Source organism: Streptomyces sp. AM 4-1-1 (assembly GCF_029167625.1).
Lineage (GTDB): Bacteria > Actinomycetota > Actinomycetes > Streptomycetales > Streptomycetaceae > Streptomyces.
Genome location: NZ_CP119145.1, coordinates 714,766 through 734,879, shown reverse-complemented (window position 1 = coordinate 734,879; position 20,114 = coordinate 714,766). Strand labels below are relative to the sequence as shown.

The window sequence follows — 20,114 nt, the reverse complement described above, 5'->3', positions numbered from 1 at the left end:
GGCGGTGCCCGCGCCCGCTCGAAGCGGCGGGGGCTTCCTCCCCCGCCCCGATGTCCGTGATCCGGGTCACAATGGTGGAGTGACCGGGCGCTGGGAGTTCTGGATCGACCGGGGCGGCACCTTCACTGACGTGGTGGGCCGCCGCCCGGACGGAGAGCTGGTCACCCGCAAGCTCCTCTCCCACGACCCGGACCGCCGCCAGGACGCCGCCGTCGCGGGAATCCGGCTGCTGCTCGGACTCCGGCCCGACGAGCCGGTCCCCGCCGACCGGGTCGCGGGCGTGAAGATGGGCACCACCGTGGCCACCAACGCCCTGCTGGAACGGCGTGGCGAGCCGACCGTCCTCGTCATCACCGAGGGATTCCGGGACGCCCTGCGCATCGCGTACCAGAACCGGCCCCGCCTCTTCGACCGCCACATCGTGCTGCCCGAAGCGGTCCACGAACGGGTCATCGAGGTTCCCGAACGCGTCGACGCCCACGGAACCGTCGTCCGGCCCCTCGACACGGCAGCGGTCACCGAGCGGCTGCGGGCCGCCCGGGGCGACGGATTCCGCAGCGCGGCGATCGTCCTCATGCACGGCTACCGCCATCCGGCCCACGAAGCCGCCGTCGCCGACGCGGCGCGCGGGGCCGGATTCACCCGGATCAGCTGCTCCCACGAGGTCAGCCCGCTGATCAGGCTCGTGCCGCGCGGTGACACCACCGTCGTCGACGCCTACCTCTCACCCGTCCTGCGCCGGTACGTCGACGAGGTCGCCGCCGAGCTCGCCGGGATCAGGCTGACGTTCATGCAGTCCAACGGCGGGCTGCGGGAGGCGGCGCACTTCCGGGGTAAGGACGCCGTCCTGTCCGGTCCGGCCGGCGGCGTGGTCGGCATGGCCCGTACGTCCGAACAGGCCGGACACGACCGGGTCATCGGCTTCGACATGGGCGGCACCTCCACCGACGTGTCGCACTACGCGGGCGTCTTCGAGCGGCAGCTCGGCACCGAGGTGGCGGGGGTGCGGATGCGCGCCCCGATGATGAACATCCACACCGTCGCCGCGGGCGGCGGTTCGGTGCTGCACTTCGACGGCAGGCGCTACCGGGTGGGCCCCGACTCGGCGGGCGCGGTTCCCGGCCCCGCCTGCTACCGCTGCGGCGGGCCCCTCACCGTCACCGATGCCAACGTGATGCTGGGCCGTGTCCGCCCCGCGCACTTCCCGGCCGTCTTCGGTCCCCGCGGCGACCTGCCGCTGGACACGGACGTCGTACGGACACGCTTCGGTGAACTGGCCGACGAGGTCGCCCGCGCCACCGGGACCCGCCCCGGCCCCGCCGAGGTCGCCGCCGGATTCCTGGAGATCGCCGTGCTCGACATGGCGACCGCGGTCAAGAAGATCTCCGTGCGGCGCGGCCACGACATCACCCGCTACGCGCTCACCAGCTTCGGCGGAGCGGGTGGCCAGCACGCCTGCGCGGTCGCCGACGCCCTCGGCATCGAGACGGTGCTGGTGCCGCCCCTCGCCGGGGTGCTCTCCGCGTACGGCATCGGCCTCGCCGACGCCACCGCCATGCGTGAACAGTCCGTCGAGGCGGAACTCGACGCCTCCTGCCGGGACGCCGTGGCGGACCTCTGCGACGCACTCGCCGCACGCACCCGCGCCGAACTGCGCGCCGACGCCGTGCCGGACCACGCGATCAGCACCCACGCACGGGTGTCGCTGCGGTACGAGGGGACGGACGCGAGCCTGTCCGTCGGCCTGGACACGGTCCCCGCCATGACGGACGCCTTCGAGACCGAGCACCGCGCCCGGTACGGCTTCACCACCGACAAGCCGCTGATCGTCGAGGCGGTCTCGGTCGAAGCGGTCGGCGTCACGCAGTCCCGTCCGCCGCGCACGGGCGCCCCCCGCCCTCCGGGCACGGCGGGCGGCGGAACACCGGAACCGCGTGGGGCGGCCCGGATGTTCACCCAGGGGCGATGGCAGGACGCCCCGCTGTACCGGAGGGACGAACTTCCCCCGACCGCCCCGGTGTCCGGCCCCGCCGTCATCGCCGAGGACGACTCCACCACCGTGGTCGACCCCGGCTGGCAGGCGGCCGCCATCGGCACCGGCCATCTGGTGCTCACCCGGACCCGTCCGCGCGCCGGACGCCCGGCGGTCGGCACCCGGGTCGACCCGGTCATGCTGGAGGTGTTCAACAGCCTCTTCATGTCGATCGCCGAACAGATGGGTGTGCGCCTGCGGAACACCTCCCGGTCCGTCAACATCAAGGAACGGCTCGACTTCTCCTGCGCGGTCTTCGACGCGGACGGCAACCTCGTCGCCAACGCCCCGCACATCCCCGTACACCTGGGATCGATGGACGAGTCCATCAAGGAGGTGCTGCGCCGCAACCGCGGCACCATGCGCCCCGGTGATGTGTACGCGATCAACGATCCGTACCACGGCGGCACCCATCTGCCCGATGTCACCGTCGTGACCCCGGTGTTCGACGAAGCGGGTGACGCGCTGCGGTTCCTGGTCGCCTCGCGCGGCCACCACGCCGAGATCGGCGGTATCACCCCCGGCTCGATGCCCGCCTTCAGCCGTACCGTCGACGAGGAGGGCGTCCTCTTCGACAACTGGCCGCTGGTCAGGGGCGGTGAGTTCCGTGAGGCCGAGACCCGCGAACTGCTCACCCGCGCTCCCCATCCCTCCCGTGACCCGGACACCAACCTCGCCGATCTGCGCGCCCAGATCGCGGCCAACGAGAAGGGGATCGCCGAACTGCGGCGCGTCACCGACGAGTTCGGCACGGACGTCGTCGACGCCTACATGGGCCACGTCCAGGACAACGCCGAGGAGTCCGTACGCCGGATCATCGACGGCCTGAGCGACGGCTCCTGCCGGTACGAGACCGACAACGGCGCGGTGATCGAGGTCGCGCTGACCGTGGACCGCGCGTCCCGCGGCGCCGTGCTCGACTTCACGGGTACCTCGCCCCAGCAGCCGGGGAACCTTAACGCCCCGAAGTCCGTGGTCACCGCCGCCGTCCTCTACGTCTTCCGGACACTGGTCACCGACGACATCCCGCTCAACAGCGGCTGCCTCAAGCCCCTGGAGGTGCGCGTCCCGGAGGGGTCCATGCTGGCTCCCGTCCACCCCGCGGCGACCGTCGCCGGAAACGTGGAGACCTCCCAGGCGGTCACGGGCGCGCTCTACGCGGCGCTCGGCGTCCAGGCGGAGGGCTCCGGCACGATGAACAACCTCACCTTCGGCAACGACCACGTCCAGTACTACGAGACGGTCGCCAGCGGTTCCGGTGCGGGCGACGGCTTCGACGGCACCGACGCCGTGCAGACCCATATGACCAACTCGCGGCTCACCGACCCCGAAGTCCTCGAATGGCGGTACCCGGTACTCCTGGAGAGCTTCCGGGTGCGCGAGGGCAGCGGAGGGGCGGGGCGCCGGCGCGGCGGCGACGGCGTGGAGCGCAGGGTGCGCTTCCTGGAACCCATGACCGTGACGCTGCTCTCCGGACACCGCAGGGTGCCGCCGTACGGGATGGCGGGCGGACGGCCGGGCGCCCTCGGCAGCCAGTACGTGGAGCGCGCGGACGGGACGCGGACCGAGCTGGAGGGGTGTGACACGGCGGCGGTGGGGCCCGGGGACGTACTGGTGCTGCGGACACCCGGCGGCGGGGGATACGGGACGGTTGCGGGCGGTGAGGAGCACGGGGGCCGGGGCGGGCGCGGGGGAGCCGGGGGCGCCTGACCGGGGTCCGGTACGCCGTACCCGGGGTCCGGCACGCGTGCCCGGGGTACGGCTTCCGGCACCTGGTCCCGGCACGCCCTACCGGCGTCCGGCACCCGGCACCCGGCGTCCGGCACCCGGCGGCCGGCCTCGGTTCCGGTTCCGCCGATGGTCCGGGTCCCGGCCGGGGCCAGGTCGTCGTTCGCCGGTGGACCGGCTCAGTCCCGGCTCCGCGCCCGGCGCGTGGCCACGAAGCGCACCGGTGTGCCCGGCGCGGCCTGGGCCGCCGCCGCGAGATCGTCCTCCGGCACGACGCCCACCACCGGATAGCCGCCGGTCGTGGGATGGTCGGCGAGGAACACCACCGGCCGCCCGTCCGGCGGCACCTGTACGGCTCCGAGCACCATCCCCTCGCTGAGCAGTTCACCCGGCACGGCGCGTTCCAGCGCGGGTCCCTCCGTGCGGAGCCCGACGCGGTTGCTCGACGAGGACACCCGGTACACCGCCGACCGCAGGGTGCGCAGCGCGTCCGGGGTGAACCAGTCGGTCCGCGGCCCCGGCCCCAGCCGCAGCACCAGCACGTCCGGCGGACCGGGCAACGGCGCCACGCCCGCGTACCGTGCGGGCCCCCACGGTTCACCCAACGGCAGCACCGCGCCGTCCGCGAGGGGCGCCGGGCCCAGTCCGGACAGCAGATCGGTGGAGCGGCTGCCGAGCACCGGCTCCACCGCGACCCCGCCCGCGAACGCCAGACAGCTGCGCACCCCGCGCTCGGCGCCGCCCACCTCCAGCACCGCCCCGGCCGGGACGCGCACCGGGGCTCCCCACGGAGCCGGCCGTCCGTCGACCAGGACCCGGCAGTGCGCCCCGGTCACCGCCGCCGTCACGGCCCGGCCGGGTCGCACCGCGCACCCGTTGAGGGTGGTCTCCAGGACGGCGGCCCAGGAAGGATTGCCGACCAGCCGATTGGCGAGCCGGGCCGCCGGACCGTCGAGCGATCCCGAACGCGGCACCCCCAGATGGGCGTGGCCGGGCCGTCCCTCGTCCTGTACGGAGGTCAGCGAACCGGCGCGGACCACGGTGAACACCCGGCCCGTCATGATTCCCGCGCCACGAACCGCACCCGCGTACCGGGTGTCAACAGCGCGGCCGGCGCCCGCCCGTGGTCCCACAGCACCGCGTCCGTCCGGCCGATCAGCTGCCAGCCGCCGGGGGAGGAACGCGGGTAGACGCCCGTATGCGGGCCCGCGAGCGCGACGGACCCGGCGGGGACCGCGGTACGGGGCGTCGCACGGCGCGGCACCTCGTACCGTTCGGGCAGTCCCGTCAGATAGCCGAAGCCGGGCGCGAACCCGCAGAAGGCCACCCGGAATTCGGCCGCCGTGTGGATTCGTGCCACCTCCCGCGGCCGTACGCCCCACACGTCGGCCACCACCGCGAGATCGGGCCCGTCGTACCGCACCGGGATCTCGATCGTCCCCCGCTCGTCCGACGGGAGCGGCGGGATCTCCCAGTGGGCGAGCAGCGCCCCGAACCGTTCCGGATCGTCCAGTCCGTCCAGCAGCACGGTGCGCGCGGCGGGCACGATCTCCCGTACCGGGGGGAGCGAGCCGGCCGCGCGGCGGCGCAGCAGCTCGGCGTGGAACGCCTCGGCCCCGGCCCCGCCGCCGAACTCGACGAGCAGCGCGCGTTCACCGACCGGAAGCACCCGCGGACGCGCCGCACCGCCGGGCCCGAGGACTTCGCCGCCCGCCCGGAGACCTCCACCGCGGTCGACGTGCTCCGACCGCCCGGGGCGGTCCTCGGCCTCGCCGCTCATACGAACGCCGCCACCCGGACGCCCGACTCCTCCAGCCGGTCCCGTACCCGCCGGGCGAGCTCCACCGCGCCGGGGGTGTCACCGTGCAGACACAGCGAACGCGCCCCGACATCGACCGGCCGGCCGCAGTGCGAGGTGACGAGCCCCGACCGGGCGATCGACAGCGACCGCTCGACGACGGTCGCCGGATCGGAGACGACGGCCCCGTCCAGGCCCCGCTCCACGAGCGTGCCCGCCGCGGTGTACGCCCGGTCCGCGAACGCCTCGGACACGGTGGGCAGCCCGCCCTTCTCGGCCCACTCGTGCAGCACCGAACCGGGCAGTCCGAGCACGGGCAGCGCCCCGCCCGCCAGCAGCACCCCCTCGACGACCGCGGCGGCCTGCCGCTCGTCGTGGACGACACGGTTGTAGAGCGCCCCGTGCGGCTTGACGTAGGAGACGCGGCTCCCGGCGGCCCGCGCGAACACCTCCAACGCCCCGATCTGGTACGCCACGTCGGCCACCAGCTCCTCGGGCGGCACGTCCATGGAGCGGCGGCCGAAGCCCGCCAGATCGCGGTAACCGACATGCGCGCCCACCCGCACGCCGCGCCGCGCCGCCGACTCGCAGACCCGGCGCATGGTGACCGCGTCCCCGGCGTGGAAACCACAGGCGATGTTGGCGCTGGTGACGACGGAGAGCAGCCGCTCGTCGTCGGTGAGCCGCCAACGCCCGAACCCCTCACCGAGATCCGCGTTGAGATCGATGGAAGCCTCGACCACGCCGTTCACCGTCCTTCGTTCCGTACGGATGTGATGCGGTGCGCGACACCGGCCCGGCGGTGGCCGCCGAGGTGCCGGCGAACAGCATCCTGCCCTGCGGGCGGCCGTCGGCGCACCGGTGCGCCGACGGCCGACGGCCCGTGACCCCGGGCGTACCCCGCACCCGGCCCGGCGGCGGCCGGTCGCATCTGCGCCGTTTCGACCGTTGTCGGTGCGAGGACCTAATCTGTGCAACGTGACTTCGCCTGCTTACACGGACAACGCTGCGCCCCAGCTCAGCGCGGGGGCGCGGCCCGCCCCCGGCCCAGCGGCCGACGAGGGGCTGGCGCGCCGGCTGCGCGCGCTCGCCTGCACGGCGCCGCTGCACGACCTCGACGTGCGCAAGGCGAACCTCGCCGGGGAGTACACCGTCTACACGATGGCGGAGGTCGCCCTATCCGCCATCGACCTGGTCACCCTCACCATGGACTTCGACACGGGCGCGGACCACGACCAGATGGTGGCGCGACTGCTGCCGCGCATCGCGGCCCAGGCCCCGCACCGCCCGGCCGCCGAGCACGAACGCGTCGCCCGCTGGGTCCTGGAGAACCTCATCAACGTCGGCAGCGTCGACCGGGGCTTCCGCGCGGTCTACGGCACCTTCGGCCCCGACGGGCTCTACGTGCGCAGGGACTACGACTTCAAGCTGATCGAGGAGGTCCCGGGATACGGCGGCGGGGTGTATCTGCGGACCACCGACGAAGCGGTCAACGTCCTCGTCGGCGCGCTCGACACCGACGTCACGAGTGCCCAGATCGCGGCGGAGGTGAAGCTGGAGGTCCTGATCAGCCGGGGCCGCCTCGCCGACGCCCAGCTCGCCGCGGAACAGGCCCGCTACCGGACCGTGCAGTACGCCGAGACCCTGCGCAGAACACTGGAGGCGACCCGGCGCAACGTCCGCGCGGTCGACTGGCTCAACGCCGTGCCAGACATGATCACCGAGGCCCTGGACCACGTCGCGGACCGCTACCGCCACGAGAACGCCATCCTCACCAACATCCGGAAGGCACGGGACGAGGCCGAGGACCCGGAGAACAAGCGCCGCGCCGCCGAGCTCGTCGACATCGTCAAGGACTGCATCCGCCGCCACACCCAGCTCCAGTCCCGGCTGCTCGAAGCCGGCCCGCTGTTCCGCGCCGAACAGGACCGGCAGGCGTTCGCCGCCCCCACCGGCCGCACCGGCCTCGATCTGTACGGACAGTTGGTGGCCCCGCTGCTGCCGCTCCCCGTCGAACAGGGCATCCGGGTCACCGACGCCTTCTTCGCCCACGGGACCGGACTGCGCACCCCCACCTCGGTACGGGTGGCGGACCTGGTCGGCATGCTGCTCACCCCGCCCATGGAACGGGAACACCTGGGCGCGGAGATGCCCGAGCCCGATCTGATCGCCACCCCGGACGACAGCAGGTTCACCGAGGACCAGCTCGCGAACGCGATGGAACTGCTGGACCTGGAGCACGACGCGCCGCGCAGACTCTCCGGGCTGCTCGCCGAGGCCCGCGTCCGCGATCCCGAACTGCCCTATCTGGTCGCCCTCCTCGCGGTCCACGCGGCGAGCCCGCCCGTCGGCACGGCCTACCGTCAGGGAGAGCGACGCCTGTTGTTCTCCGTCGACGACGGTACGGAGCTCGACGACCCGGAGTTCGGCGGCGCCGACCTGATCGTGGGCACGGCCCTGCTGGACGCGGCCGGAACGGCCGCCGACCGGACGGAAGCCGCGTGACCCGCCCCGGAGCGCCCCGCCCCGCACCGACGAACCACCGCACCGAGGAGCCCCAGCCGTGAGCGACCACCACGCCGAGCAGACCGACGCGTGGGGCGACCCGACCGTCTCCCACGCACCGGACGGTGCCGCGGTCCCCGATACGGCGCCGGCGCCCGCCACCGTCACCCCGGCCGACGCGGCGGACGCCGCCCGGCTCGTCGCCTTCGGACTCCAGCCCAAGCTGGCCCCCGCCCGCGACGCCGAGTACGCCGAACTGCTCCGCCGCTACCGCGAAGCCCCCGCCTTCGCCCGGCTCGCCGACGCCGTCGCCACCGGGCTCGGACTCGTCGTACTGGAGGTGTCGGCCCGCGCGGGCATGGCCGTCACGGCCGACGAGGACTCGGTGTTCGCCGTCCGGATGGGCGACTACGCCCGCCGCGCCTCGTCCGACGCCGCCGACCGGTTCCTGCACGGCCTCGCCCACCTCGCCGTCGCCGCCATGGCCTTCCCGCGCCCCGAGGACCTCGCCGACGACGCGTACATCGGCCGGATCACGGTCAACGGCGTGGACGCCTTCGTACGCCAGGCCTGCCGCCGTCTGGAGGAGCGCGCCGAGGAACACGGCGACAACACCGACCCCGTCACCGAAGCCCCCGGCCTGGAGGCGGGCTGGCGTGTCTACGCCCGCCGCAGCGCTACGGGCGCCACCAAGGACGCCCGACGGCTGGCCGGTTCCACCACCGGAATCATCGGCAAGGCCGTCGCCTTCCTCACCGATTCCGGCTTCCTCCAGCGCACCGGGGACGACGCCGGAGGCACCTTCCGCACCACGGCCCGCTACCAGCTCCAGATCCGCGACATGGCTGGCAGCGCCGCCATGGCCGAACTGCTCGAACTGGGCGTCGTCCCCGTCAGCGACGGCACGGCCACCCTGCTGCCACCACCCGAGGGCGACGATCTGGAACTCGCCGCCGACGCGGGCCTGCCCTTCCACCCCTGACCCGGCCCGGCCCCACGCGCGGCCCGGACACCCCGGGCCACCGTGCCCCACACCGCCGCATCCCTTCCGCCGCCTGAACGACGAGAGTCCGCCGCCATGTACGAGCTGTCCCGGGTCCGCCTCTACTCCATCGGACCGGCCGGTGCGCGCTACGCCGACACCGTGCTCGACCTGCGCGGAGTGGGCGAACCCGTGCCCCGCCCCGCACCGGCCCAGGCGGAGTTCTTCGAGGACGAACCGGTCGGCCCGCCCCGCCGCCCCGCGCCCGCCGGAGTGCTCTTCCTGGAGAACGGCGGCGGCAAGTCCGTCCTGCTGAAGCTGATCTTCTCGGTGATGCTGCCCGGCCACCGCAACACCCTCGGCGGCGCCAGCTCCGGAGTGCTGCGGAAGTTCCTGCTCGCCGACGACTGCGGACACGTCGCCCTGGAGTGGCAGCACACCCTCACCGGGGAATGCGTCGTCGTCGGCAAGGTCAGCGAATGGCGCGGACGGCAGGTCTCCAACGACCCCCGGAAGTTCGCCGAGGCGTGGTACTCCTTCCGCCCCGGCCCCGGACTCAGCCTCGACTCGCTCCCGGTCGCCGAGGCCACCTCCGTCCGCCGCCCCACCGACGGCGCGTCCGGAGCGCACGGACGCCGCCGCACGATGAAGGGCTTCCGCGACGCCCTGACCGAGGCCGGGAAGTTCTACCTCCATCTCGACGTGCACTGGGAAGAGATCCACGACCGGTGGAACGAACACCTCGGTGACCTCGGCCTGGACCCCGAACTTTTCCGCTACCAGCGCGAGATGAACGCCGACGAGGGTGAGGCAGCCGGACTCTTCGCGGTCAAGAAGGACTCCGACTTCACCGATCTGCTGCTGCGCGCCGTCACCGACACCCGGGACACCGACGGACTGGCCGACCTGGTGAGCGGGTTCGGCAACAAACTGGGCCGCCGCGCCGAACTCACCGCGGAGCGCGACTTCACCGCAGGATCGGTCGACCTCCTCGGCCGGATCGTCGAAGCCGCGGACACCCGCTCCCGGGCGCGTGACATCCACGCGGGCGCCGAGCGCCGCACCCGCACACTCGCCCGCCGGCTCTCCGCACGCGCCGCCCGCGAACGCCTCCGCACCGCCGACCTCGCCCAGCAGGTCACCACCGCCGCGCACACCGTCACGGCGGCCGAGGAGACCCGGGGGCGCCGCGCCCTGATCGCCGCCGAACTCGCCTACCGACACGCCTCGCTGGCCCTGACCGCGGCGGAGAAGGGCGCCGCCGCCCAGCGCCGCGAGCTGGCCGACGCCAGGACCCTGCACTCCGCCTGGCAGGCCGCCGAGGCCGTACTGCGCCACCGCGCCGCCGCCGACCGCTCGGCACGGGTCGCCGCCGCCATCCGTGAGGCCGAACGCGACGCCGCCCCGGCACTCGCCGCCCGAGCCACCGCCGCCGCCGACCTCGTACGCGCCCTGCACACCGCGGCCGAGGAGGGCGAACGCGTCGCCAACGAGGAGGAGGAGCGCTCCGACACCCTCCAGACAGCGGGCGAGGCGGCCCACCGGGACGCCACCGCGGCCGCCACCGAGGCACAACGCGCCCGCAGCGAGGCCGGACACCTGCGCCAGCGCCTCGCCGAGGTGGAGCAGGAGACCGCCGAAGCCGTACGGGCCGGATGGCTCGACGACACCGCGCCGGACGCCGACCCGGCGCGCGCCGCGCTCGCCGCCAGCGACGCCGAACAGACGGCCGTCGCCGCCTGGGACACCGCGAAGGAGGCCGCGCGGGCGACGGCCGACCGGGCCAGGGAGACCGCGTCGGCGGAGAGCCGAGCCGAACTCGCCGCGGCGCGCGCCGCCGACGGCGCGCGGGCCGCCGAGCAGGCCTACGAGGCGGAGCTGCGGGCCGCCGAGTCCATCGCCGCCGAACCCCGGCTCGCGGATCTCCTCGGACTGCCCCCGGCCCCCGCCCCGGCCTCCGGAGTACCCCGCCCCCGCAGCGGTGCGGCCCCCGCACCCGAGGCGGCCGTACCGCACACGGCGGCGTCTGGGGACGGCTCCGGCGGCGGGCCCGGCGCGGCCACCGCCCCCGGCCCCGAGCGGAAGGCCGCAGCGGCCCCCCTCGCCACGGAGCCCTCCGAACGCTCCTTGACCGCCGAGGAACTCGACCGCAACGCCGACGAACTGAGGGAACTCCTCGACCGGAGCGTCACCTCCGCCGAGCGTCAGCTGTTCGACCTGAGGACCGCGGCCGCCGACGACGCGCGCATCCTCGGCGCGCTCGGCGACGGCGGACTGCTGCCGCCCGGCCCCGACGTCCTCGCCACCGTCGAATTCCTCGGCGAACACGGCATCCCCGCCCTGCCCGGCTGGCGCTACCTCGCCCAGGCCGTCGACCCCGCGGACCACGCGGCCGTGCTCGCCGCCCGGCCCGAGCTGGTCGACGGCGTCGTCATCACCGACCCCGGCGCGCACGCCCGCGCCCGCGACGTCCTCGGCGGCGCGGCCCTCCTTCCGCGCTCCGCCGTGGCCGTCGGCACCACCGCCGCACTGCTCGCCCCCGTCCCGGCCGACGGGGGAGCGGGCAGCGGCACGGACGGGGTCTTCCTGGTCCCGCCGAACCCCGCCATGCACGACGAACACGCCGCCGACGAGGAGCGGCAGGCGCTCCGGACCCGGGCCACCGCACGTGACGAGGAGATCCGCACCCTCGCGAACCGCCTCGGCGCCGACCGGGCGCTCGCCTCCCGCATCGGCTCCTGGCGCGCGGACTGCCCTCCCGGCATGCTCGCCGAACTGGCCGGGGCGGCCCGCACCGCCCGAGCCGCGGCCGAGACCGCCGAGGCGGCGCTCAACGAGGCCCGCACCGCCCGCGCCGAGAGCGAGGAGGCCGCGGCCGACGCCGCCCGGGTCCGCGACGAGCGCCAGGAGGCGGCCCAGCGCGCCCGCCGGGTCGCCGACGCCCTGGCGGGCCTCGCCCACCGCCTGCGCGAACGCACCCGATGGCAGGCGAAGCTCCGCGAACTCACCGAGGAGACCGCCGAGTCCGAGGCCCGTGCCACGGCCTGTCTGGAGCGGGCCCGCGCCTGCGACGAGGACCGCAGGGGCGCCCAGCGCGCCGCCGACGACGCCCGCCGCACGGCCCGCGCGCTGCGTGCCGAGCGCGCCGAGATCGCAGGCGCCCCCGAAGTCCTCCCCGAGCCCGACGGCGGGGTGCGGCGCCCCGCACTGCCCACCCTCCGAGAGGCGTACCGCGCCGCCTCGCAGCTGTACGAGAAGGTGGGCGTCGGCGCCGACCTGCGCGCCGAACAGGCCCGTGCGGAGAGCGACGAGAGCGCCGCGCTCACCGAGCTGGACCGGCTGACCAACAAGGTCCGCACCCGCGCCGCCCAGCTCCTGGAAGGTACGGACGGCGCCGACGGCCCCTCCCGCCAGGCCGCCGCCGCCCGCGCCGAGTCCCTGGTCCAGCTCCTCGAAACCCGGGCCTCGACAGCGAGCGAGCAGCTGGGCAGGCTGCGCGGCGAGGCCGAGCGCCTCGCCCCGGCCGACGGCGAGACCCACACGGAGCTCCCCGACGGTCTGGTCCCCGCCGACGCCGGGCAGGCCCAGACCCTGCTCCGTACCGCCACCGCCGAACTCACCGCCGCCACCGACGCGTTGGACACCGCTCGCGCCGCCCACGGCGAGCTGCTGCACGCCCACCGCACCGCCGAGGACTCCGTGGGCGGCTTCGACGAGGCCGCCGTGCTCCTGCGGGATCTGCTGAGGGACCCGCACGGCCCCGACGAGGAGACCGCCGAGGCCCCGGAGCCGTACCCGGGCAGCCTCGACGAGGCCAGACGGTCGGCCGGCGAGACCCGCCGCTCACTGCGCGGCTGCGCCGCCGACCTCTCGTCGGCCGAGAGCGCCGTACGGGAAGCGAGCGACGTGCTCGTCCGGCACGCCAACTCCACCCGGTACGAACAGGTCCGCACCCCGGCACGCCAGCAGATCCGCGAACTTCCCGCGGCCGCCCTCCCCGAACACGCGCAGAAGTGGGCCGCCGCGTTCGCCCCCCGGCTCCGGGTCCTCACCGACGAGCTGGCCCAGCTGGAACGCAACCGCGACTCCATCGTCGACCGGCTTCGCGGACTGGTGGAGTCGGCCCTCACGACCCTCCGCTCGGCCCAGCGTCTCTCCCGGCTGCCCGAGGGGCTGGGGGAGTGGTCGGGTCAGGAGTTCCTGCGCATCCGCTTCGAGGAGCCCGACCAGACGACGCTCACCGAGCGGCTGGGGGAGGTCGTCGACGAGGCCACCCGCGCCGCGCTCAGGAAGAACTCCGACCTGCGCAGGGACGGGATGTCCCTGCTGCTGCGGGGCGTACAGGCCGCGCTGGAACCCAGGGGCATCGCCGTCGAGATCCTCAAGCCGGACGCGGTGCTCCGCGCCGAGCGGGTGCCGGTCGGGCAGATGGGCGACGTCTTCTCCGGCGGCCAGCTGCTCACCGCCGCCATCGCGCTGTACTGCACCATGGCGGCGCTGCGCAGCAACGACCGGGGGCGGGACCGGCACCGGCACGCGGGCACGCTCTTCCTGGACAACCCCATCGGCCGGGCGAACGCCACCTATCTGCTGGAACTCCAGCGGGCGGTGGCGGACGCGCTGGGCGTCCAGCTGCTCTACACCACGGGTCTCTTCGACACGACCGCGCTCGCGGAGTTCCCGCTGGTCATCCGGTTGCGCAATGACGCGGACCTGCGGGCGGGGCTGAAGTACATCAGCGTCGAGGAACACCTGAGGCCCGGTCTTCCGCAGCAGGACCCGGAGGCCGAGACGGTGCACGGTGAGATCACCGCCACCCGGATGTTCAAGCGGACGACGACCACGACCGCTTCGTCCGACCCGGCGACGGACCGGCCGGCCGGCGGAACGGCCACCGGCGGCGCCGGCACCCGCGTCGGTGCCGCCACCAGCGCCGGCACCGACGCGGCCCCCGCCTGACCTCCTTCGCGGCGCGGGCCGCGCCGCCCGGCGGATCAGGCTCGCGACAGACGGCCCGCGTCACCACTCCGTATCCGCCCGGCACCCCGCCCGGCCGAGCGCGCCGCCCGCCGGGCCCGGCGCCGCTCGCGCCGCTGCCGACGCGCCGTACTGCTCGGCACGGACACCACCCCATGCCGCTGGTTCCACACCTGACGGGTGACCCAGACGTCGAGCGCGGCCCAGGTGGCGACCACGGTGCTGGCGACCCCGCTCAACACCATCGGGAAGGCCAGCCAGGAACCGGCCAGTGTGCACAGGAAGGCCACCACCGCCTGAATGAGCGTCAACGCCACTATGAGAACGGCGCGTACCGCCGCCGCGCGCACCGGATCGGGCATCCGCCGCCGTACCGCGGGCTCCTCCACCCAGAGCTGCCGCCGAGCGGCATCCCTTCCCTCATCGGCGGCCCGCGCCGCCGCACCGCGCGCCCCGGCACCGCGTGCCACTCCGGACGAGGGCGGCACGCCAGGTGCCCCCGCTCCGCCCGAAGACACCGTGCTCCGACGCTCTTCCGTGTCCAAGGAACTTCAACTCCCCACCGCTGTCCGACGTCAGGGTGGCTGCCCGGTGTGCGAGGTTTCCACGCGGCGGACGAATCCGCTCAACCGTGCGCGCGCCCCTGACTCCCCCTACCCCCATATGTACAGACGATTGATCAACTACGAAGATTCCCTCAGAACATTACGGAACGAATAATTCCAGCCATCTGCCCAGGAGGGCGGAGCAGCCGCCTGACGGGATTTCTCTGCCGGACGCGTCTCCACCATCTCCTGGAATACCCGGACAACTCATGATCGAACGCCGATCCGACGGCCGAAAACCGCCCGGACGTCTCTTCGAGTTGTTCATGGCGCGGTAGTAGGCTCGCGCCGTTTGTTGACGGACATCGCCCCAGCGACGGGGTTGAGCTGGGGGAGGCCATGCGCTTTCGCGGGAAATCCATCCGCAGGAAGATCGTGGCGTTGCTCCTGGTGCCGCTCGTCTCCCTCACCGCGCTCTGGGGCTTCGCCACCGTCCTCACCGGGCGGGAGGCGACCCAGCTCATGGGCGGGATCACGGTCGCCCGGAAGATCAGCCGACCCCTGGAGGACACCATTCGGGTCCTCCAGGACGAGCGCCGCCAGACTCTCGTCTTCCTCGCCGACCCCCGGGCGTCCGACTCCGTCCCCCTGCTGCACCGCCGCCACAGCGCGACCGACCGGATCGTGGCGGACGTCAGGAACAACACCGGACGCAAGGACATCCGCAAGGCCCTGAGCAGCGGTGAGCGGGCACAGCTCACCTCGATCCTCGACTCCGTCGACGGCCTGGACTCGCTCCGCCGGTCGGTCGAGCAGCGCACCGTCAACCGCACCCGCGCCATGGCCTTCTACAACAGCCTCATCGACCCCTGCTACCGCTTCATGACCGGGCTCCAGACGATGGAGAACGTGTCGATGGACAAGCAGATACGGGCGCTGGCCGGCCTGTCCCGGGCCCGCGAGATGCTGTCCCGCGAGGACGCCCTGGTCAGCTCCGCGCTCGTCGGCGGCCGGCTCACCGGTACCGAACTCCGGGAGGTCTCCGACCTCGCCGCCAACCGTGAACTGCTGTACGAGGTCAACCTCGAAGTCCTGCCCGCCGCCGAACGCCGCCGCGTGGAGCGGTACTGGTCGGGCCCCGACAGCGAACCGCTGCGCACCGTCGAGAAGCGCCTCATCACCGACGGCCCCACCCAGGACCCCGGCGCGGTCGACCCCGAACGCTGGCAACAGGTGGCCACCCCGGTCCTGAACCGCCTCGCCGACGAGGGCACCCGAGCGGCCGACCGGTTCCGGGACCGCGGGAAGCCGGCCGGCTACAACATCCTCATCAAGGCGGGCATCGCCGGAGTCCTGGGCTTCCTCGCCGTCCTCGTCTCGATCATCGTCTCCGTACGCATCGGCCGAGGGCTCGTCCGTGACCTCTCCCGGCTGCGGAAGGACGCCCACGAGGTCTCCGGGGTCCGGCTGCCGAGCGTGATGCGCCGTCTCGCGGCGGGCGAGCACGTCGACGTGGAGACCGAGGCCCCGCACCTGGACTACGAACGTGACGAGATCGGCCAGGTCGGCCAGGCCCTCAACACCCTGCAACGAGCCGCCGTCGAGGCCGCGGTCAAGCAGGCCGACATGCGGCGCGGGGTGTCCGAGGTCTTCGTCAACCTCGCCCGCCGCAACCAGGTGCTCCTGCACCGCCAGCTGACGCTCCTCGACACGATGGAACGCCGCACGGAGAACACCGACGAACTCGCGGACCTCTTCCGCCTCGATCACCTCACCACCCGCATGCGCCGCCACGCCGAGGGGCTGGTGATCCTCTCCGGCGCGGCCCCGTCCCGGCAGTGGCGCAAGCCGATCCAGCTCATGGACGTGGTACGGGCCGCGGTCGCCGAGGTCGAGAGCTACGAACGGATCGAGGTCCGCCGCCTGCCGCGCATCGGAGTGGGCGGCCCCGCCGTCGCCGACCTCACCCACCTGATCGCCGAACTCCTGGAGAACGCCACCGTGTTCTCGCCCCCGCACACCGCGGTCCAGGTCCACGGCGAGCGCGTCGCCAACGGCTTCACCCTCGAAATCCACGACCGGGGCCTCGGCATGACCCCCGAAGTCCTCCTCGACGCCAATCTGAGACTGGCCGAGACCCCCGACTTCGAACTCTCCGACACCGACCGGCTCGGACTCTTCGTGGTCAGCCGGCTCGCCCAGCGGCAGAACGTCCGGGTCTCGCTCCAGACCTCGCCGTACGGGGGGACGACCGCGGTCGTCTTCATCCCGGGGGCCCTGCTGACCGACGCCCCCGAGCCCGACGGCACCGGTTTCCGGCTGGACCGCAGGACCGAGAAGGCGATCGGCGGCGGCAGGCCCCGGCCCGACACGAGCCGCCGCGACGGCGTCCCGGCCCACGGCGCGCGCGACGAGCGGACCACCGGCCCCGCCGAAGACGGCTCCACCCCGCTCACCACGGTCACGGCGGGCCTGCTCGACGGCCCCGTCGAACTCGAAGGACCCGTCGGCACGCTCGACTTCGGCCACGACCCGGTGCTCGACGGGGTGTCCGACATCGAGGACACCGAGAGCGAGCGCGGCGGAATCTTCCGCTCCCGCGACCTCAGGCGCGCGGACGGCGGCGAGCAGCGCCACCAGCCGCCCGGTCGGACACCCGAAGCCGCCCCCGGCCTGCGCTCGGTGCGCCCCGAAGGGCCCGCTCCGCTGCCCCGCCGCAAGCCGCCGACCCTGGTCGTCGACCGGGGCCGCCGGGTGGACGAGGCGGGCCGGGCCCACCCCGGGCCCGCCGGGCCGGAGACCGCCCCCGCCGAACCCGCACCGCGCGTCACCTCCGTGACGCCCCTGCCCGGCCCGCGTACCCACGAACGCGGCGCGCCGCGCACCCGCGACCAGCACGGCCCGGGACCCGGCCCGTCCCCGTACGCCGAATCGCGCACCCGCGAGCGGCACGACCCGGGTCCGGCTCCGCACGCGCACACCGATCCGCACGACCCGCCGCCCGCCGCCCGGCCGACGGCACCGCCGCTCACCCCGGACACCGTGAGCGGTCTGCCCCGCCGGGTCAGGCAGGCCAGTCTCGCCCCGCAGCTCCGGGAGACCACCGACGGCCGGGTACCCGGCACCACGCCGCGGGAGACGGCCGACGACATCGAACGCGACGCGGACGAGGTGCGCGATCGCATGGCATCGCTTCAACGCGGCTGGCAGCGCGGCCGCCGGCAGAACGCCGAGGACGTGACGGGCCCCGGTGACACAGCACGAGGAACAACTCCGGGAGGGGACGGTCGATGACCGCACCGAACGCCGCAGCACCCGACGCGTCACGCCAAGGGTCCGGCGAACTCAACTGGCTTCTCGACGAACTCGTCGAGCGGGTCGGCAGCATCAACAAGGCGCTGGTGCTCTCCAGCGACGGCCTCCCCACCGGCACGTCGAGGGATCTGAGCCGGGAGGACAGCGAACACCTGGCGGCCGTCGCCTCCGGCTTCCACAGCCTCGCCAAGGGGGTCGGGCGCCACTTCGAAGCGGGCAGGGTCCGCCAGACCATCGTCGAACTCGACGAGGCGTTCCTCTTCGTCACCGCGGCCGGTGACGGCAGCTGTCTCGCCGTGCTGGCGGACGCCGACTCCGATGTCGGCCAGGTGGCGTACGAGATGACGCTGATGGTCAAGCGCGTGGGGGTCCACCTGGCCAACTCCCCCCGGACGACCGGTCTCTCAGCCGGAGGGTGAGGCGATGGCATGAACCCTGACTCCTCCCCCCACGGCGCGGGCGGCCGCCGCCCCACCCCGGGCTCCCGGCCGCATACCCGCGCCCAGGCCCGGGAACCGGCGCACTGGTTCGACGCCGAGGCGGGGCCCGTCGTCCGTCCGTACGCGATGACACGGGGCCGCACCGACAGCGCGTCCCGCCACCGGCTCGACCTGATCGCGGTCGTCGTCCCCGCACCCGCGGCCGACGACCCCGGCCAGGACCAGACGCTCTCCCCGGAACACGTGGAGATCGTCGAACTGTGCAGTGACACGCCCCAGTCGATCGCCGAACTCGCCGCCGGCCTGGACCTCCCCGTCGGCGTGGTCCGGGTGCTCGTCGGCGATCTGGTCGAGGACGAACTCGTGCACGTGACCCGCCCCGTTCCGCCGGCCGAGCTGCCGGACGTGAACCTTCTCCGAGAGGTGATCAATGGCCTTCGGGCGCTCTAGCCGCAGAAAGCGGCCCGTCCCGCCCGTCACCCTGAAGATCATGGTCGCGGGCGGCTTCGGAGTGGGCAAGACGACCCTGGTGGGCACGGTCAGCGAGATCAGACCCCTGCGTACGGAGGAGAGACTGACCGAAGCGGGCCGTCCCGTGGACGACCTGGAAGGCGTCGAGGGGAAGACCACCACCACGGTGGCCATGGACTTCGGACGGATCACCCTCCGCGAGGACCTGGTGCTCTACCTCTTCGGCACCCCCGGACAGGACCGGTTCTGGTTCCTGTGGGACGAACTGGCCCAGGGCGCCCTGGGCGCGGTCGTCCTCGTCGACACCCGCCGCCTGGAGGACTGCTTCGCGGCGGTCGACTACTTCGAGCGCCGCGCGATCCCGTTCACCGTGGCCGTCAACTGCTTCGAGGGCGCGGACCGGTTCCCGCCGGAGACGGTACGGGCGGCGCTCGACCTCGACCCCGAGGTGAGGGTGCTGATGTGCGACGCCCGGGACCGTTCGTCGGTACGGGACGTCCTGGTCGCGGTCGTCGAACACGCCCTCGCGCGTGTCGACCGGCAGCGTCAGCCCGCCACGACCTGAGGAACATCCGGCACGACCGCGGCCGGCGGAGAACCGGAGACGGCTCATCCGCGTCCGTGAGGGAGAACGGCCGGCCAGGGCCCACGGGGGTGGTCCCGGTCGGCCCGTTCCCGCACGGGACGAGCCCGCCCCCGCACGCTGGGTAAGGGGCCGGTACAGTCCCCGCGTGCCCGCGCCCACGAAGACACCCGTCAAGGACTCCCACTGCGCCTCCTGCGGCGCCCCGTACGGCCCCCTCGTACCCGTCGGCTCCTGGCCCCGCACCTGCGTGGTCTGCGGCGACACCGCCTACCGCAACCCGCTTCCGGTGGCCGTCGCGCTGCTCCCCGTCACCGACGGGCACGGCAGCGGCCTGGTCGTGATCACCCGCACGGTCCCACCGATGCGCGGTGGCATCGCCCTCCCCGGCGGTTTCGTCGACCACGCCGAGGACTGGCGCCACGCGGTCGTACGGGAACTCCGCGAGGAGACCGGCATCGAGGCCGACCGGCACGACGTCCGCCTCGCCGACGTCCTCAGCGCACCCGAAGGCCATCTGCTGGTCTTCGGCCTGCTCCCCGAACGCCCCGCCACCGACCTCCCGCCGTCCGCCCCCACCGACGAGACCTCCGGCCACCACGTACTGCGCGCCCCCACCGAGCTGGCCTTCCCCTGCACACCCGGGCCGTCCGCTCCTGGTTCGCCGGCGCGTACGGCTGACCCGTCTGCACGTACGACCGGCCCGGCGAGCCCGCGCCACCTCGCACACCCGTACCG

12 protein-coding genes and 1 pseudogene are annotated in these 20,114 nt (G+C 74.0%); 9 read left to right on the top strand and 4 right to left on the bottom strand.

Annotated features, from left to right (window positions below; genetic code table 11):
- Nucleotides 1-79 precede the first annotated feature (79 nt).
- Entirely contained in the window at nucleotides 80-3,742 is a 3,663-nt protein-coding gene (locus tag PZB75_RS02875) for a hydantoinase B/oxoprolinase family protein (RefSeq protein ID WP_275533703.1), read from the top strand.
- A gap of 197 nt (nucleotides 3,743-3,939) precedes the next feature.
- Here PZB75_RS02875 and PZB75_RS02870 read toward each other — a convergent pair whose 3' ends face one another.
- From PZB75_RS02870 to PZB75_RS02860, 3 genes are read right to left on the bottom strand one after another with little or no spacing between them, the layout of a single operon-like run.
- Nucleotides 3,940-4,821, bottom strand: coding sequence for a biotin-dependent carboxyltransferase family protein (locus PZB75_RS02870; RefSeq protein ID WP_275533702.1), 882 nt, complete (start codon nucleotides 4,819-4,821; stop codon nucleotides 3,940-3,942).
- Nucleotides 4,818-5,540, bottom strand: coding sequence for a 5-oxoprolinase subunit PxpB (gene pxpB / locus PZB75_RS02865; RefSeq protein ID WP_275533701.1), 723 nt, complete (start codon nucleotides 5,538-5,540; stop codon nucleotides 4,818-4,820). The genes PZB75_RS02870 and pxpB overlap by 4 nt, the downstream gene beginning before the upstream one ends.
- On the bottom strand, nucleotides 5,537-6,301 hold the full coding sequence (locus PZB75_RS02860) for a 5-oxoprolinase subunit PxpA (protein WP_275533700.1): 765 nt from the start codon (nucleotides 6,299-6,301) through the stop codon (nucleotides 5,537-5,539). The genes pxpB and PZB75_RS02860 overlap by 4 nt, the downstream gene beginning before the upstream one ends.
- Before the next feature lie 235 nt (nucleotides 6,302-6,536).
- Between PZB75_RS02860 and PZB75_RS02855 the strand changes: the two genes are divergently transcribed.
- The 3 genes from PZB75_RS02855 (at nucleotide 6,537) to PZB75_RS02845 (ending at nucleotide 14,004) form a co-directional block, all read left to right on the top strand.
- A complete protein-coding gene (locus PZB75_RS02855) occupies nucleotides 6,537-8,063 on the top strand; it encodes a hypothetical protein (RefSeq protein ID WP_275533699.1) in 1,527 nt (508 codons plus the stop codon).
- Nucleotides 8,064-8,121: 58 nt separating this feature from the next.
- Nucleotides 8,122-9,045 carry a hypothetical protein gene (locus tag PZB75_RS02850; protein WP_275533698.1) on the top strand — a complete coding sequence of 308 codons (924 nt, stop codon included), beginning with the start codon at nucleotides 8,122-8,124 and terminating at the stop codon, nucleotides 9,043-9,045.
- Between the two features lie 96 nt (nucleotides 9,046-9,141).
- Nucleotides 9,142-14,004: a hypothetical protein gene (locus PZB75_RS02845; RefSeq protein ID WP_275533697.1), complete on the top strand. Its 4,863-nt coding sequence runs from the start codon at nucleotides 9,142-9,144 to the stop codon at nucleotides 14,002-14,004.
- Nucleotides 14,005-14,039: 35 nt separating this feature from the next.
- Here the strand turns inward: PZB75_RS02845 and PZB75_RS02840 are convergent, their stop codons facing one another.
- Nucleotides 14,040-14,492, bottom strand: coding sequence for a hypothetical protein (locus tag PZB75_RS02840; RefSeq protein ID WP_275538558.1), 453 nt, complete (start codon nucleotides 14,490-14,492; stop codon nucleotides 14,040-14,042).
- Nucleotides 14,493-14,966: 474 nt separating this feature from the next.
- On the opposite strand from PZB75_RS02840, the gene PZB75_RS02835 reads away from it, so the two are divergent.
- From PZB75_RS02835 to PZB75_RS02815, 5 genes and pseudogenes are all read left to right on the top strand, one after another.
- Nucleotides 14,967-17,861 carry a nitrate- and nitrite sensing domain-containing protein gene (locus PZB75_RS02835; RefSeq protein WP_275533696.1) on the top strand — a complete coding sequence of 965 codons (2,895 nt, stop codon included), beginning with the start codon at nucleotides 14,967-14,969 and terminating at the stop codon, nucleotides 17,859-17,861.
- Nucleotides 17,858-18,301, top strand: coding sequence for a roadblock/LC7 domain-containing protein (locus PZB75_RS02830; RefSeq protein WP_275533695.1), 444 nt, complete (start codon nucleotides 17,858-17,860; stop codon nucleotides 18,299-18,301). The genes PZB75_RS02835 and PZB75_RS02830 overlap by 4 nt, the downstream gene beginning before the upstream one ends.
- Before the next feature lie 9 nt (nucleotides 18,302-18,310).
- Complete coding sequence (locus PZB75_RS02825; RefSeq protein WP_275533694.1) at nucleotides 18,311-18,772, top strand: DUF742 domain-containing protein; 462 nt, start codon at nucleotides 18,311-18,313, stop codon at nucleotides 18,770-18,772.
- Entirely contained in the window at nucleotides 18,753-19,358 is a 606-nt protein-coding gene (locus tag PZB75_RS02820; RefSeq protein WP_275533693.1) for an ATP/GTP-binding protein, read from the top strand. The genes PZB75_RS02825 and PZB75_RS02820 overlap by 20 nt, the downstream gene beginning before the upstream one ends.
- 166 nt (nucleotides 19,359-19,524) lie before the next feature.
- Nucleotides 19,525-20,057, top strand: a pseudogene (locus PZB75_RS02815) (NUDIX domain-containing protein).
- The last annotated feature ends 57 nt before the right edge of the window (nucleotides 20,058-20,114 follow it).